We start from the raw sequence: 16,020 nt of genomic DNA, 5'->3' as shown, positions 1-16,020 counted from the left end.
AGACTCCATCCTGTCCTTGCAGGTGGTCAGCCGAGCACGTCAGGCCGGCTGGCGCTGCACGCCCAAGGATATCTTCGAGCAACAGACCATCGGCGGCCTGGCCGAGATCATGATTCCCGCAGAATCCCCGACCACCGAGCAAGGTGCCGTCGTCGGCGCGCTCGCCCTGACACCCGTTCAGCGTTGGTTCTTCGAGCAGGAGATCCCGGCCCGGCATCACTGGAATCAATCGGTGCTGCTGGAGGCCAAGGAGCAGGTCTGGCAGGCCGCGACGCTCGAACGGGCCTTGCGCGCTTTGATCATCCAGCATGACGCGCTGCGCTTGGTCTTCGACGGAGCAGAGGCCCATTTCCACCCCCTGAACGAGCTGGAGACCGCCTGGGAATCCTCGACCGTACTGGCGCACCTTACCCTCGCTGACCTCGATGAATGGCAGCCGCTCGCCGAGCGTCTGCAGCGCAGTCTGGAACTGGCGCGAGGTCCGCTGTTGCGAGCCGTGCTGGCCGAATTACCCGGGGGCGGGCAGCGTCTGTTGCTGGTGGTCCATCACCTGGTGGTGGACGGGGTGTCCTGGCGCATCCTGCTGGAAGACCTGCATCGCACCTATCGCCGCCTGGACAGCGACCTGCCAGTCGATCTGCCACCGAAGACCAGCTCGCTGCAGGCCTGGTCCAAACGTTTGCACGAGTACGCGCACAGCGACGCGGCACGTGCGGAGCAGGCGTTCTGGACGACCCACCTGGCCGCGGCCGATCCTCGTTTGCCCACCCTGGACGCCAGCGGTCGCCAGACGGTCAGCGACGCCCTGAGCGTGGAAACCCGGCTGGACACCGCGACCACCCAGCGACTGCTCAAGGTGGCGCCGGCCAGCTATCGCACCCAGATCAACGACCTGCTGCTCACCGCGCTGGCGCGCGTCCTCTGCCGCTGGACCGGACGCGACCATGCCCTGATCCAGCTGGAAGGGCATGGCCGGGAAGACCTGTTCGCCGACATCGATCTCTCCCGCACCCTGGGCTGGTTCACCAGTCTCTACCCGGTATGTCTTGCGCCTGAGCCGGATCTGGGGCGTTCGATCGTCGCGATCAAGGAGCAATTGCGCGGGATACCCCGGCGTGGTCTGGGGTTCGGCGTGCTGCGCTACCTGGGCGATGCCGCGACGCGGCAAGCGCTGCAGCGGTTGCCGGAGCCCGCGATCACCTTCAACTACCTTGGGCAATTCGCGGATGCCGCCGGGGAACACGCCGACTACGCCTTCTCGGCGGGCGATACCGGAGCCAACCAGGATCCGCAGACACCCCTGGGTAACTGGCTGACCCTCAATGGCCAGGTCTTCAACGGCGCCTTGAGCCTGACCTGGACCTTCGGTCGCAACGTTTTCGCACCGGCCGTCATCGAGCAGTTGGCCCAGGCGCTGCGCGCGGAGCTGGAGGGCGTGGTGGACCATTGCTGCAGCAGGACGCAGGCCAGTCTGACACCCTCCGACGTCCCCCTCGCGGGCTTTGGCCAGGCGCAGCTGGACCAACTGGTCGCGACCCATGGCCCCATCGATGACCTCTACCCGCTGACGCCCATGCAGCGCCAGATGCTGAGCGATGCCGGTCAGGTCGCCGGGGACTTCGTCTGCCAGCGCGTCTTGACGCTGCAGGGCTTGCAGCCGGAGCGCCTCCGTCGTGCCTGGACGCTCGTGCTGGCGACCCATGCCGTGCTGCGCACCCAGTTCCTGCTCACCGAACCACCGCTGCAGCTCGTTCGCTCCCAGGTGAACGCGCCCTTCGAGATCGTGGACGGGCGCGGACTGGATGCGCGCGGGGTGCAGGACCTGATCGGCGAGGAGCGCCTGAGACCCTTCGATCTGACCGCTGCGTCGCTGCTCCGCTTGCTGGTCATCCAGCAGGAAAGCGGGATGTGTCAGGTCGTCCTGACCACCCACCACATCCTGCTGGATGGCTGGAGTGCCGCGCGACTGTACGACGACCTGCTACGTGCCTACCTCGACGACGCCTTGCCACCCCTGGCCAATGGCTTCGCCGACTACGTGGGCTGGCTCCAGCGACGCGATCAGCGGATGCAACGGGACTTCTGGGAGCGCGAGCTCGCTCCGTTGGAGCGACCCTGTCTGCTGTCCGCCGCGGCGCCAGCTGTGAGCGAGGATACGCAGGGGCATGGGTGCGTGGGCTTCGACCTCACGCCCAAGCGCAGCCTCGACCTGGAGCGCTACGCCAAGCGGGAACGGGTGACCGTGAACACCCTGGTGCAGGCGGCCTGGCTACTCGCCCTGCACCTCGAACTTCAGCGTTCGGTGGTGGCCTGTGGCGTGACTTTCGCTGGCCGACCGCCGGAACTGCCAGACATCGAGCGGCAGCTGGGGCTGTTCATCCACGATGTTCCCCTGGTGGCGGACTTTGATCAGGACCTAAGCGTGCAGGTATGGCTGCAGCAGCTTCAAGCGCTCAACCTGCAGTTGCGCGAGCAGGGTTACGTGGCCCTGGACGAGCTTCAGCGTCAGCGGGGCCACGAGCTGTTCGATTCGGTGGTGGTGTTCGAGAACTATCCCCGCGCAGCGCTCGCGGTAGAGGGAGAGACCGGTGGGCTGGTGCTGCTCGAGATGCAACATGTCGAGCAATTCTCCACGCCCCTGATGCTCTATGCCGAGTTCGACGAGGTCTGGACGTTCAACCTGGATTTCCGCCGGGACCGAGTCGAGCCCAGCCGCGGCACGCGCCTCGCTGGCCGGTTGCGGTGGGCCCTCGACTGGTTGATCGACGGAGCGCCCGACCGCCACCTGAGCGACGCCGAGTAGCCAGGGGTACCGATCGGCGCCGCTGTGACCGGGAAACCCGTCGCAGTGGCGCTCGATCCTTTTCGGCCCGCGTGCTGCTCCGCGAAGGTCCAGACGGCCTGGGTAAATTTTTCCAGGGCCCGTGCGTTACTTAGCCGATTGGGTTCGCAGTGCCTCTAGCGCGGGCCTCCTAGGCGGCTTTCCTGCGAAAGCCCGCAGGGGCTGACTGGCCCGTCACGGCCAACCGCCCCCGCTTCTATAAAAATGTCAGCACGCAAGGGATTACTCGCAATGGAGCACGGTAAGTCAGCGTTTCTTCGGTCGAAAACAGGCAAGGCAAATCACCTACGACTCTCAGGACTGGGCTTGGCACTGCTGCTCGCCACGGTCCAGGCGAATGCGCAGGAAGTGAATTTCAAGGTTCCGGCCCAGCGTCTCGACACTGCCCTGCAGGCTCTGGGCCAGCAGGCAGGTCTACAGGTGCTGTATAACCCAGACGATCTGCGCGGACGGAGCAGCCCTGGGGTAGCCGGCAAGCTGGAGGTGGAAAGCGCGGTACGAGAACTGCTCAAGGGCAGTACCGGGCTCGGCTTCGAACTGCGTGGCACGACGCTGATTCTCCGTTCGGTACGCCAGGATGCGTCCGTGGTGTCCATGGAGGCAATGGATATCACCGGTCGCGTGGTCAGCGCCACCACCGAAAACACTGGCTCCTACGCCTCCCCCGTAGTCTCCATCGGCAAGGGGGACAGAAGCATCAAGGAAATTCCGCAGTCGGTGTCGATCGTCACCCAGAAGCGGATGCAGGATCAGAACATGAGCACCGTGTCCGATGTGCTGGCCAACGCGCCGGGGGTCACCACAGTGCCGCTCTTCGGCACGGGCGAACAGTATTACTCCCGTGGGTTCTTCATCGAGAACTTCCAGTACGACGGGGTGCCCCTGGAACGGCAGAGTTACGCGCGCGGTTCGGACTTCACCGGGCAGACCGCGATCTATGATCGCGTCGAGATCCTGCGGGGCGCCCAGGGGCTGCTGGAGGGTGGGGGCAACCCCTCGGGCTCGGTCAACTTCGTGCGTAAACGGCCCACCGCGGTCAATCAGGTACGCCTCACGGCCAAGGCCGGTTCCTGGGATCACTACGGTACCCAGGCCGACATTTCCGGCCCCCTCGACGCCGAAGGCCGCCTGCGTGGGCGTCTGGTGCTCGACTACGACACCAAAAACTCCTTCGTCGATCACGTTGGTGATGATCGCCAGACCTTCTACACTGCCTTCGACTACGACCTCACCGACGCGACCCGCCTTGGGGTCGGCTTCAGCCGCGAGCGGATCGATGCCAACATCAACGCTAACGGGCTACCCAACTACACCAACGGTGATATTCCGCATTATTCCCGTTCTACCTTCCTCGGTGGCAGTTGGTCCTACTGGGACAAGATCCAGGAAACCTACTACGCCGATCTGAACCACAAGTTCAACGACAACTGGTCGCTCACCGCTACCGTGGTCACAGCACGCGAGAAGAACGACTACAAGTACCTGCTGATGGCCGGCACTCTGCAGCCGGACAACACCGGTACGTTACGAGGGAACGACTACCTCTTCGACTTCTTCTCGGAGCATTGGGGCGGCGATGTCTACGTCAACGGCCGTACCAAGGTGGCCGGCCGCGAGCTCAAGTTGACCTTTGGTGCCAACTACTCGGATCTGGACAGCAGCGACACCTTTGGCTGGAATCTACGTACGGTGCCGAGCTGGGACATCTTCACTAACCCCGTCTACACCAACAAACCCTCCGACAGCAGCATCTACGCCAACGCCCGCAGCGACGATGGCTACTCTTCGATCCAGAAGGGGCTGTACGGCATGGGTCAGTACTACCTCACCGACGATCTCTCGGTGATCCTAGGCGCGCGGGTGTCTTCCTATCAGAAGGCCTACAAGTCCAACGGGCCCTTCGGCGATTCCAAGTCGGTCGCTCAGGAGTCGGGCAAGGCTGTGCCCTATGCCGGCGTCATCTACGACCTCACCCCGCAGTGGAGTGCCTACGCCAGCTACACCGAGATCTTCCTGCCGCAATCGCTGCGTACCGCCAGCGGTGGCATTCTCGCGCCCAAGACCGGCAAGAGCGTCGAGACTGGTATCAAGGGCGTACTGAACGACGGTCGGCTGAACGTCAGCCTGTCCATGTTCCGTATGGAGCAGAACAACATTCCGATCGAGAACGGCGATCTCGATCCGGATATCCAGGAAGCCAACTGCGGCGGTACCTGCTACTACGGTGGCGGCAAAGCCATTAGCCGGGGCTTCGAAGCCGAGGTCAGTGGCGCGGTGGCGGATAATCTACAGGTGTACGCGGCCTATACACTCAACCTGCTGCGCTACCAGAGCGCTGCGCCGGATATAGGTAGCGATGTCGGCGCCAGCATCCATACGCCCAAGCACATCTTCCGCTCCTGGCTGGACTACCAACTGCCCGGTGACTGGTCGAAGGTGTCCATTGGCGGTGGCGTCAATGCCCAGAGTCGTTCGGCGGGCTTTGGCTACTACGGTCGCGAGCAGAGCGGCTTCGCCATTTGGAACTCGCGCTTGGGTTATCGCTTCACCAAGGAGCTGAGTGGCGCCGTGAACGTCAACAACCTGTTCGACAAACGCTACTACCAATCGGTGGACTACGGTCTCAACTACTTCGGCGATCCACGCAACGTGCTGTTCAGCCTCACCTACAGCTACTGAGCCATCCCCATCGAGCGTTGCGAATGCCGGCCACGAGCCGGCATTTCAATTTCCAAAACTCCTGATCCTATTGCTTGGTAGCTTGGTTCTATTCGCCCACGACTGAGAGGGATCAAGCCGATGTTAAATTTGCCGTTGCTCGGGCGCTGAGTCGTCCATCCATGGCGCTATAACAGGCTTGTGCTCTCGAACTTCAGGTGATAAAGGTGGTTTGCGAGGCATTTGCCACTACTTGGAGAGGCAGGGATGAGCGACAAGAACTTTCGCGTAACGTTTACTCGTGGTACGAACCCTTCGGTAATTACTACCAGTGTGCGGGCTAGCAGTGCGAGTCAAGCGAAGGAGAAAATCAAGGAGCGCGAGCGTGGGCAGGCAAAGATCATTTCTGCAGTAGAGATCTAATATTTATACCTGACTTCAATGGAAATTGCAGTGGGTCTGCTTCGTCGAGGAAAAGGGTATGGATGAGGAAAATCGAGAAGTTATTAGTAGGCCTTCTTTCAATGAGTCGCTTGATAAAATGATCAGCGATGCGTGGGGCGAAGTTAAAGATGACTTTTCCCACGGTACGGGTATGGCCAAGGCCGCTTCGACGGCAAAGCTGGTTGGCAAAGGGTCGTTGTATCTAGGCGTGAAATTAATCCAGAACCTGCCAGAAGCCGTTCAGAAGCTGAAAGAGAAACAAGGGAAGTAGCGGTGGTAAGTGTAGCGCCCCTGTAACCCACCAGCAGGAGCACGTCGATTCACCATGTCGTGTCGCCTAAGGCGGTTATCCGTGCATGCGTTTCGACCGGTTCACGCTCGTGATCGCTTTAGCAATGTTGACCACCAAAAGAGGTACCGGACTGCCCAAAGGGCGTTTCCCGACAACGGTATGAAACGTGCCCGATAGAGAGCCCTGGGCGCAGCGCGAGAAATGGAGAGATGCCGCTATGGCGAAGAAAAGTGCAGTTCTCAGGATGGAACGCACTCGCTCACCAGTTGACCCGCACGCAGCTGCACCAACTGGTCGGCCATGTCGAAGTAGCGATCGTCGTGACTGATGACGATGAGCGTCTTGCCCAGGCGTTTCAGCTCCGGTAGCAGCTCGGTGTAGAAGACCCGGCGGAACGCCGGGTCCTGGTCCGCGGCCCATTCGTCGAAGACCAGCACGGGGCGTTCTTCGAGCCAGGCGTTGACCAGGGCCAGGCGCTTGCGCTGGCCGGTGGAGAGGTCGGTGGTGGTGAAGGCGCCGTCGCGGACGCTGACCTTGTGCGCCAGCTCCAGGCGCTCGAGGTAGCGACTCGCCTGGTCCAGCGAGGTCTTGGCCTGGCCCTGTACCAGGTCATCGAAGAGGTGGTAGTCGGCGAAGACGGTGGTGAACAGCTGGCGATAATCGTCCCGGGTGAGATCGGTCACCGGCGCTCCGTTCAGGCGGATTTCTCCGCTTTGGGGTTGGTAGAGTCCGAGCAGCAGCTTGATCAGGGTGGTCTTGCCGGAGCCATTCTCGCCGACGATGAAGACGATGTCGCCCTGGCGGATACGCAGGTTTATCGGGCCCAGGTGGAAGGGTTCGCTGCCGGCGACCGGGGGTGGGCTGTAGGTCACCTGGCGCAGCTCCAACTGATGAACTTCGGTATTGGGGGCCTTGCTGTCCTCCATGAGCAGGTGGGCCTCGGGCGAAGAGAAGCGCTCGGCCAGTTCGCTGATGCGACCGAAGGCCACCTTGGCCTTGCCCACCACCGGCAGATAGCCCACCAGGTGTTCCAGCGGACCCTTCATGTAGAGCAGCACCAGGACGAAGCCGGTGATCACGGTGGGGTCGGGATCGGGACGATAGGCCTGGTAGCCGAGGGCCAGGCCGATGACCACGAAGAACAGCATGGAGCCGAAGGTCTTGGCCAGGATGTAGATGTTCACCGAACGCACCTGGATGGCACTGATGAGATCGGCGGTTTCCTGGATGCGATGCAGGTTCATGCGGAAGCGCCGTGGGCGGTGCATGCGCAGCTCCTTGGCCCCCGAAGCGATGGCGCTGTAGTGGCGCTGCAGCTCGTCTTCGTGGTCCCTTGCCAGATCGAAGCCACGGATGCCCTTGCCGCCGGCCCAGTACTGCACGCTGGTGCCTATGACGATGGCCACGACCATGATCAGGAACAGCGGCACCGACAGGTAGGCGAGATAGCCCAGGCAGGCCAGGGTGACGGTGGCGGAAATGGCCAGCGGGGTGAAGGCGAAGGAGAAGTCGCTGATGGTATCGACGTCATGGGTCAGCACCGGAATCAGGCGATGGGCATGGTAGCGCTCGATCTGCTCGATGGGCGCCGACAGCACCTTTTCACCGAGATCCTTGCGCAGGGCGGCGATGATGCGCTGGCCGACGTAGTTGGTGCCCATGTCCGAGACGATGGAGCTGGCGAGTGCCAGGCCACACAGCGCCGCGAAGACGAGGACCGCGCTCTGCGGCAGGCCCGAGGTGGAGTGCAGAGCATTGTTGATGGTGGCCAGCAGCAGGGTGATGGCGAGGCCCCCGAGCATGCCGAGCACGATGGATACCGCCACCAGACCGCGGAAGGGGCGCAGTAGGGCGAGCAGGCTGTAGAACGCGCCACGTGTGGGCTTCGACATCGAGAACTCCAGTCGGGAAGGTGAGCGAAGGGCAAGAGCCCCCTAACCCGAACAGACGAATCTCGCGGAGCGATCTTTAGCCTCTACGACGAGGCTCTTGCAGGTTCGGTCGGTACATCGCGTCGCTCCGGGAAAGAGCTTCCAACTCGCTCGGTAGCTCGTCCAAGGAGACCATAAAGTGGTGCCCGGTCATTTCGTTCTTCCCTGCAAGCGCCTGTGGCGCCCACTCATTCAGCGGGAGTCGAACGATGAAAAAGAATCTGGTGTACATCTGGTCGCTACGCAACGCCGCCGCCGACCGGGCTGGGCAATACGTGGAGTTCAAAGGCGAGCAGCGCTACATGAAATCGGTGCTGGAATTCCTCGTCGAATCCCTCAACCAGACGCCCTTGGGCGACACCTATCGCCTGGTGGGCGTGGTGTACGACGATGACGAGCAGTCGCCTCGCGATCGTCAGCTGATCGGCGACTACGGCTTCGCGCCCGCAGCTGGGCAGCCTTGGCTGTATCCCGCGGGGCTCGAGGTGCAAGGTTGGCGGGTGAACGATCTGTTGCTCAGCGTCCCCTCGACCTATCGACGTCATCCGCGCGGCACGGCGGCGCACATCGCGGGCAAAGCGGATTTCGAGCAGCGGCTGCACGACGTCCTGGTCGAGCTGGAAGCCGACGTCGTGGTGCTCGACGGTCTGCTGGTGATACTCGACGAACTGGTCCGCCCCGGCGCACCCTTCGCCCGGCGGATCATGAACATTCATCCAGGCATCACTCGACTCGAGTCGCCCTACGAGCGGCGTGGCGCCTATGCCACCTGGAACGCCCTGTATGGGGCCCGCGGGCAACGGGTGATCGACTGGAGCACCCGGGAGACGGAAGCGACCGAGCCGCTCTACCTGACCGGCGCGTCCTTCCATTACGTGGACAACGGCATCGACTCGGGTGAAGTGTTCCATGACGTGCTCAAGACCGAAATCTCGCCCGACGACACCATCTACGAACTGCGTTGGAACAACTTCAATCGTAGCCTGTTTCCGGCGTTGCACGAGGGGCTGATGCTGCTCGCCGAGCGGGGTTGAAGCGTGGGGCGCCAGGCGTAAGCGCCCGGCGCCTGTGGCTTACAACTCCCGCGCTACCCGAAAGCCCAGCCAGTCGCCACGGTCCGTGCGATAGGCGTTGTTCCGATTCCCCGAGCGCGAGAACACCGGTGGTTCACCCCAGTCGTTGCCGCGAATTTGTACCAGCTCGCAGCGGGGATCGTCGATCCAGGCACTGCCATCGGTGGGGGCGCCCCGGTAGTGGTCGTGCCAGCAGTCGGCGACCCATTCGTAGACGTTGCCGTGCATGTCGTAGACGCCGAAGGCGTTGGGCGGAAAGCTCCCCACCGGCGAGGTGTCGTTGTAGCCGTCGCTGGCGCCGTAGGTGTTGGCGTGCTTGGCGATGCTGTAGTTGGGGCCGGGGTCCATGGGGAAGGGGAAGGCACCGGTGCTGCCGGCGCGGGCGCCGTACTCGCGTTCCGCCTCGCTGAGCATGCGGTAGCGCTGCCCGGTCGTGCGGGACAGCCAGGCAGCGTAGTCGACCACGTCCTGGTAGGAGACACACACCGCCGGCTGGCGCGGACCCTGCTGGTAGCGCGGCTTGCCGGCCAGGCACTGGCGGCCGGGACGGGTGTCGCCGTCGGCGAGGCGCACGCCAGTGGCCTTGAGGTAGGCATCCAGCTCCGCCGCGGTCACCTGGTAGCGGCTGATGGCGAAGGGGCGGGCGAAGGTCACCTGGTGCTGCGGACCCTCGTCGGGTTGGCGGCCCACCTCGCTTTCCGGTGTACCCATGATGAAGCTGCCGGAGGGCAACACGACCATCTCCGGGCAATTCTTGCAGTCCTTGAAGACGGTGCCGGGGGCCTTGTCGGCGGCGAAGGTGGGCAGGTCGGCGCTGAGCAGGGCGGCCAGGGCCAAGGGGCGTAACGGGGACATCGGCATTCCTCCGAAAGGGCTGAAGAGATCAGGCGAGACGCGGGGCGAGCAGCTCGATCACCCGATCGATCTGCCCTTCGTCGTTGAGCAGGCTAGGGGCCAGGCGGACCACGGGACCGACGTCGCGCTCGACGGCGTCGCAGATCACCCGGCGCTCCATCAGGTAGCGGGCCACGGCGTCGCAGGCGCGGCCGTCCACGCGGAAGAAGGTGAAGCCGGAGGACAGTGCCGGACTGCTGGGCGTCACCAGTTGCACCTGGGGGTACTCCGCCAGGCGTGCCTTGAGGTAGCTGTTGAGGCCGTGGATGCGCTCCTGGACGCGGGCCTTGCCCAGCTGCAGGTGCAGCTCGAAGGCCTTGCCCAGCGCCAGGCGATGTTCGAAGGCGTGGTAGCCACCGGGGGTCATCAGGGTGCCGAAGCTGTCAGCGCGGGTGAAGGTCGGTACGCTCGGTACCAGGTGCGGTTGCAGCTCTTCGCGCGCGGCGATGATCACCCCGGTCCCGCGCGGGCCGAACAGCCACTTGTGGGTGCCGGCGATGAAGTAGTCGCAGCCGAAGTCGGCGAAGTTCACATCCTCCACGCCGAAGCCATGGACGCCGTCCACTACGTAGAGGATACGATCCTCCTCGGCACGACCCTGGTTGGCGTCGCGGACCACCTGGGCGATCTCGCGGATCGGCAACTTGACCCCGCTGCCCGACTGCACCCAGGTCAGCCCCAGTACCCGGGTTTCCGGGCGGATGGCGCGGGCGATGTTGGCCACCATCTCCGCCACCGTGACCTGGGCCGGATCACGGAACAACTCGATCTTGCGCACCTGGGTGCCCATCAGGTGCTCGCGGTATTCCAGGCGGGTGTAGGTGGCGTAGTGCTCGTGGACGCTGGTGAGGATCTCCTTGCCCGCCGGTACTACCAGGCCGCCGTAGATGGCCGCGAGACCTTCGGTGGTACTGCCGGTGAGGGCCACCTGGCCCGGGCGCACGCCGAAGTACTGACCGGCTCGTTCGCGGATACGATCCTCGTAGCCCCAGATTTCCTCGCGATCCCAGTCCACTGCCTCACCCGGGTTGGCGTTGAAGCGACGTTTCAGCACCTCGATGGCGTCCTGCACCGGGCGGGGGTGGGAGGTGAGCAGGAAGGTGGCGAAGTGGAGGTAGCTCGGATCCAGTTCGAATTGCGCTCGCAGCGTCGACCAGGGATCGCTGCCGTGATGGGGCAGGGCGTCCTGTTTAGCCATCGCCAGCAAGGGCAGGCCGGCTGCCAGCAGGCCACCATGCTTGAGGAAGGTGCGTCTGTCACTCATGGCCAGCGTGTTCCACGGCTGAGGGTTGGCCCTTGGCCTTGGCTTGCACCTCGGCCCAGACCCTGAGGAAGTTGCCACCCCACAATTTGGCGATATCAGCGTCGCTGTAGCCGCGGGTGATCAGCTCGGCAGTGACGTTGCGCAACTCGCCGGCGTTCTGCCAACCGTCCAGGCCGCCGCCGTCGTTGAAATCCGAGCTGATGCCGACATGGTCGATGCCGACCTTCTTCACCGTGTAGTCGATGGCATCGACGTACTGGGTGAGAGTGGCCTTGGGGTCTTCTTCGAGCAGGGCATAGAGCTGACTGGCATAGTCGCCGAAACGTGCCTCCGGCCAGATGGCGATGATGGGATCGCCCGGCATCAGGGCATTGTCCAGCCCGGTCAGCGGCGGCAAATCGAAGCGCTGACGAAGTTCGATCAGCTTGCCCAGTGTCCGGGCGCTGGGTGGACGCAGATAGCCAGAGAAGGCCACCACCTGGATGACCCCGCCACTACGGGCGATGAGTTGCAGCTCGCGATCCGAGAGATTGCGCTTGATATCGACCAGCGCCCGTGGCGCCGAGTGGGAGGCGACGAAGGGTGCACGCGACAGCTGAGCGACCTGTTCCAGCGCCGGGGTCGACATCTGCGAGACGTCGATCACCACGCCCAGGTCGTTGAGCCGGGCCACAGCGGCGCGGCCCAGCGGCGAGAGGCCACCCAGGGCATCGGGTGTGTCGTTGAAGAAGGGCAGTGGGCGGGAGGAGTCGGACCAGCTGTTGTTACCGGTGTAGTTGAAGCCGAACATCCGCATGCCGCGGGCATACCAGAAATCCAGGCGGTCGAGATCTTCACCCAGCGGATAGGCGTTGAGCAGGCTCATGACGATGGCGAACTTGCCTTCCATGGCCAGCCGCCGGACGTCGTCCGGGCTGTAGGCAAAGGCCGCACGCTCGGGGAAGTCACGCGCCAGGCCGCTGAGGATGCGATAGCGTGTCTCCTGCTGCTGCTGCTGCGCCTCGGCGACGAAGCCAGGCGTAGGGTGGTGCGGGGCGTTCGAGCCGTTCCATAGTTCCGGCCAACCGAAGATCGCCAGGGCCGCTCCCGAAAGGTGTCCCCGAGCGGCTTTGACCAGATCGAATTGGCCCGAGCCGTCGCGATCCGCTTCCTGGCCGTGGGTGCCGAAATCCAGAGGTACCGTGATGCGGCTGTCGAAGGCGATGATGTGCTCGTGCAGCTCCCGGGCATGGGTCAGGACCTGCGGCGAGTAGCCCAACGGCCCCATCCAGCGCTGCCAGCCGAGCAGCGCCGCAGCGATCAGGAAGGCGAGCAGGGGCAGGGCCACCAGCAGGGCTTTGACACGGTAGGACATGGGGCGTCTCGCTAGGCTCGAAAGGTTCCCGCCGGCAGGGTGGCGGGTTCTCACGGAAGACGAGACGCCTGGCGCGGAATTTAGCGCCAGGGCGCTCCCAGCGGTAAATTTGCCGAGAGGCGCTACGTTCTAGCGGCATGTCATTCTTGGAACGTGTAGCAGGCCAATGAAGGTTTCCCGCAGACACCTATTGGGCGCCTTGGCATTGAGCGGTGCGGCCGTCCTGCCTGCGCGCGACCTGGCGCGCTGGGCCGCACCGATCGAACCACCGCCCACGCCCGGCGAAGCGAACCTTGAACTTGCGCCCACCGCCCTGGCCCGTTTTGGAGACCGCCTGCGCGGCCTGTGGCAGCTGGGATCCCTGGTCGATCCCTTGCCCGGATTGCCGGCTGAGGGCCTGGAACTGGTGCTGGATGTCGGCCCTCAGGGGCGGGCGATCCAGGGCTTTCTAGGACAGCCGGAGCAATTGCGTGGCGCCGACGAACCGCCGTATCGCTTGCTCGGTGATCTGCGTGGTGACGCCGCTGGAGCCTTCACCTGTCGGATCTATCCCGGCGTAGCCACGGCGCCTAGCCACGACCTCACCCTGAGGTTCGATGAGGTCTGGGCGGCCGCCGCCGACTCGGGTGCTGGGAGCCTGAGCGGTCGGCTGCTGCCTCTGGCGCTGCCACCCTCGGCGCCGCAGCCGGCAGGTACCTTCGTCGCCGTCAAACGCGCCTTTCCCCTGGCGCGGGAGCGCTTGCAACTGCAGCCGGCCCTGCTGAGGATGCTGGCCGCCCCCGACCACCGGCTGTTCCACCAACTCTGGCACGCGACCCGCGACCGTTGGCACCGCCTGAGTGAGCGTCAGCGCGATGCGCTACGCAGCCTGAGTTGGCAGCCCGGTCCGCTGGACCGGGAGCGGGACGCTCGCGGCGTACACAAGGACCGCAATGGCTCAGGCGTCGACTTTTTGTTCATGCACCGGCACATGCTGCAGCACACTCGGGCCATGCAGGATTTGCCTTCCTGGCCGCGGCTCCCCCGTAGCGCTCCGGCACTACAGCAAGATCGCCTGGCCTTTTTGCGTCAGCTCGACAATCTCGATGGCTTCGCCGTGCCGCCGGCCTGGGTGGCCGGGGATGACGAGGAATACAGTCTTTGGCTGCGTGGCCTGAAAAGTGACGAGGCCTATGAGAGCAACTTCCTCGCCTGGGAATCGCGCTATCAGGATCCGGAATACCTGGCCCACCTGACGCTGGGGCAGTTCGGTTCTGAAGTCGAACTGGGCATGCACGACTGGCTGCACATGCGTTGGGCCAGCGTAACCCGCGATCCTGCCAATGGCGCCGCGGTGATCGGCGATCGCGATCCGCTGGACTTCAGTCCGCGCTGGTTCGGCGCCGAGAACGATTTTCTTGGCGATCCCTTCTCCTCACATGTCAACCCGGTGTTCTGGTACTTCCACGGCTGGATAGACGACCGTATCGAGGACTGGTATCGCGCCCACCAACGCTTCCATCCCGGTCAGGTTTCGCGTCGTGAGCGGCATGGCGTGCCCTGGTTCGTCTCAGGGCGCTGGGTCGAGGTGGACGACCCCTGGCTCGGACCCAGTACCCACGGTTGCGGTCTTTCCGCAGTTCAGGCCGCGAGCAACCAGCCGGTGCTGGACGTGGAGACCATGAAACTGGCGCTGCGCACCGTCTTCAGCGAGACCGACCTGCTTGGACGCTGGCTCGACCGTACCTCACGGCGGCCTTGGTACGCCAGACATGCCAAGTGGCCGTTGTCGTCCTGAGGCGGATGATCGGCATACCGGCCGGTAAATTTTCGTCAGGGTGTTTCGTAAGTTCAGCACAGGTGCGCGTTATCGCGAGCGCCACTCCCTTTCTCCAGAGGATTCCTGCATGACCGCCCACGCTGAACCCCAAGACCTGCTCGGTATCGGCTTCGGACCTTCCAACCTGGCCCTGGCCATCGCCTTGCACGAACTGGCGCCGGGCTGGGGCCAGCGGCCGCGGACGCTGTTCCTCGATCGCCAGGAGGACTATCGCTGGCATGGCAATACCCTGGTCAATCAGAGCGAATTGCAAATCTCTTTCCTCAAGGACCTAGTGACCCTGCGCAATCCCACCAGCCCCTTCAGCTTCGTCAATTACTTGCGTGAGCAAGGCCGCCTGGTGGACTTCATCAACCTGGGCACCTTCTATCCCTGCCGACTGGAATTCAATGACTATCTGCGTTGGGTCGCGGGCCACTTCGCGGGCCAGGCGGCTTATGGCCAGACGGTGGTCGCCGTGGAGCCGGTGTCCGGCGGCCAGGGCGTGGATACCCTGCGTGTGCGAGCCCATGACACCGAGGGGCGTGAGCAGGAATACCTGACGCGCGCCCTCGCGCTGAGCACCGGCGGAACCCCGCGCTTCCCGGCACAATTTGCCGCTCTACGCGAACATCCTCGGGTGTTCCACCACGCGCACTACCTTGCGCGGATGGCCGATCAGCCTTGTACCCGCCATCAATCCATGCGCATTGCCGTCATTGGGGGTGGCCAGAGCGCGGCGGAGGCCTTCATCGACCTCAACGATAGCTTCCCTTCGGTGCAGGTCGACATGATCCTGCGGGCGGCGGTGCTCAAGCCGGCCGATGACAGCCCCTTCGTCAACGACATCTTCTCGCCGAACTACACCGACTTGGTGTTCAACGAGCCGGCCAGCGAACGTCAGAAACTCATTGCCGAGTTCCAAAACACCAACTACTCGGTAGTGGACCTGGACCTCATCGAGCGCATCTACGGCATCTTCTATCGGCAAAAGGTCGCTCGTCAGGCACGCCATGGCTTCCTCTGCCGCCGCCAGATCGAGCGCGCCGAGGCCGATGGGGAGGGCGTCGAGTTGACCCTGAGGGACACCGCCACCGGCGACGTCCATCGCCATCGCTACGATCTGATCATCCTGGCCACGGGTTACGAGCGCACCTCTCATCAACGCCTGCTTGCCCCGCTACGTGACTACTTGGATGAGATTCCGGTCGTAGCCCGGGACTATCGGGTTCACACCGACCCACAATTGCGCGCCCCTATCTATCTGCAGGGCTTCAGCCAGACCAGCCATGGCTTGAGCGACACCCTGCTGTCGGTTTTGCCCTTACGCGCCGAGGAGATCGCCAATTCGCTATTTTCTCATTGGCAGGGGGCGGGCGTTCACCGCCCTCAACTTGCGCAACGCACGGCGTGAACCGCTTAGGGAGCCCGCTATCGCGCGCCGGCTAAATCCCGGCGCTTGCCCTTCGT

Annotated in this window: 10 protein-coding genes; 6 read left to right on the top strand and 4 right to left on the bottom strand. The window is 63.8% G+C overall.

The window, feature by feature from the left end; all coding sequences use genetic code 11:
* From ACYJP6_RS12735 to ACYJP6_RS12725, 3 genes are all read left to right on the top strand, one after another.
* The coding region (locus tag ACYJP6_RS12735; RefSeq protein ID WP_459475345.1) for a condensation domain-containing protein at positions 1–2,803 on the top strand (2,803 nt) is incomplete at its 5' end.
* A gap of 345 nt (positions 2,804–3,148) precedes the next feature.
* The gene (locus ACYJP6_RS12730; RefSeq protein ID WP_459475344.1) at positions 3,149–5,521 is read left to right on the top strand and encodes a TonB-dependent siderophore receptor; all 2,373 of its coding nucleotides are present in this window, start codon (positions 3,149–3,151) and stop codon (positions 5,519–5,521) included.
* Between the two features lie 460 nt (positions 5,522–5,981).
* Entirely contained in the window at positions 5,982–6,215 is a 234-nt protein-coding gene (locus ACYJP6_RS12725; RefSeq protein ID WP_459475343.1) for a hypothetical protein, read from the top strand.
* A 260-nt stretch (positions 6,216–6,475) separates the two neighbouring features.
* Here the strand turns inward: ACYJP6_RS12725 and ACYJP6_RS12720 are convergent, their stop codons facing one another.
* Positions 6,476–8,128, bottom strand: a complete 1,653-nt coding sequence (locus tag ACYJP6_RS12720) for a cyclic peptide export ABC transporter (protein WP_459475342.1) — start codon at positions 8,126–8,128, stop codon at positions 6,476–6,478.
* Positions 8,129–8,376: 248 nt separating this feature from the next.
* Between ACYJP6_RS12720 and ACYJP6_RS12715 the strand changes: the two genes are divergently transcribed.
* The gene (locus ACYJP6_RS12715) at positions 8,377–9,201 is read left to right on the top strand and encodes a formyltransferase family protein (protein ID WP_459475341.1); all 825 of its coding nucleotides are present in this window, start codon (positions 8,377–8,379) and stop codon (positions 9,199–9,201) included.
* A gap of 39 nt (positions 9,202–9,240) precedes the next feature.
* On the opposite strand, the gene pvdO is transcribed toward ACYJP6_RS12715, so the two are convergent.
* Genes pvdO through pvdM form a run of 3 tightly spaced genes read right to left on the bottom strand, consistent with a single transcriptional unit; the run spans position 9,241 to position 12,752 of the window.
* Entirely contained in the window at positions 9,241–10,095 is an 855-nt protein-coding gene (gene pvdO / locus ACYJP6_RS12710) for a dihydropyoverdine dehydrogenase (RefSeq protein WP_459475340.1), read from the bottom strand.
* A 28-nt stretch (positions 10,096–10,123) separates the two neighbouring features.
* Positions 10,124–11,398, bottom strand: coding sequence for a pyoverdine-tailoring periplasmic protein PvdN (gene pvdN / locus ACYJP6_RS12705; RefSeq protein ID WP_459475339.1), 1,275 nt, complete (start codon positions 11,396–11,398; stop codon positions 10,124–10,126).
* On the bottom strand, positions 11,391–12,752 hold the full coding sequence (gene pvdM / locus ACYJP6_RS12700; RefSeq protein WP_459475337.1) for a pyoverdine-tailoring dipeptidase-like protein PvdM: 1,362 nt from the start codon (positions 12,750–12,752) through the stop codon (positions 11,391–11,393). Before pvdM ends, pvdN begins: the two co-directional genes overlap by 8 nt.
* A gap of 166 nt (positions 12,753–12,918) precedes the next feature.
* Here pvdM and pvdP point away from each other — a divergent pair, with 166 nt between their 5' ends.
* On the top strand, positions 12,919–14,529 hold the full coding sequence (pvdP, locus tag ACYJP6_RS12695) for a pyoverdine maturation tyrosinase PvdP (RefSeq protein ID WP_459475335.1): 1,611 nt from the start codon (positions 12,919–12,921) through the stop codon (positions 14,527–14,529).
* A gap of 109 nt (positions 14,530–14,638) precedes the next feature.
* Positions 14,639–15,964, top strand: a complete 1,326-nt coding sequence (locus tag ACYJP6_RS12690; protein WP_459475333.1) for a lysine N(6)-hydroxylase/L-ornithine N(5)-oxygenase family protein — start codon at positions 14,639–14,641, stop codon at positions 15,962–15,964.
* Positions 15,965–16,020: the final 56 nt, after the last annotated feature.

Source organism: Pseudomonas sp. No.117, assembly GCF_054558395.1.
Note: the sequence above shows the minus strand (reverse complement) of the source record. Positions and strands in the feature narration are given on the sequence as shown.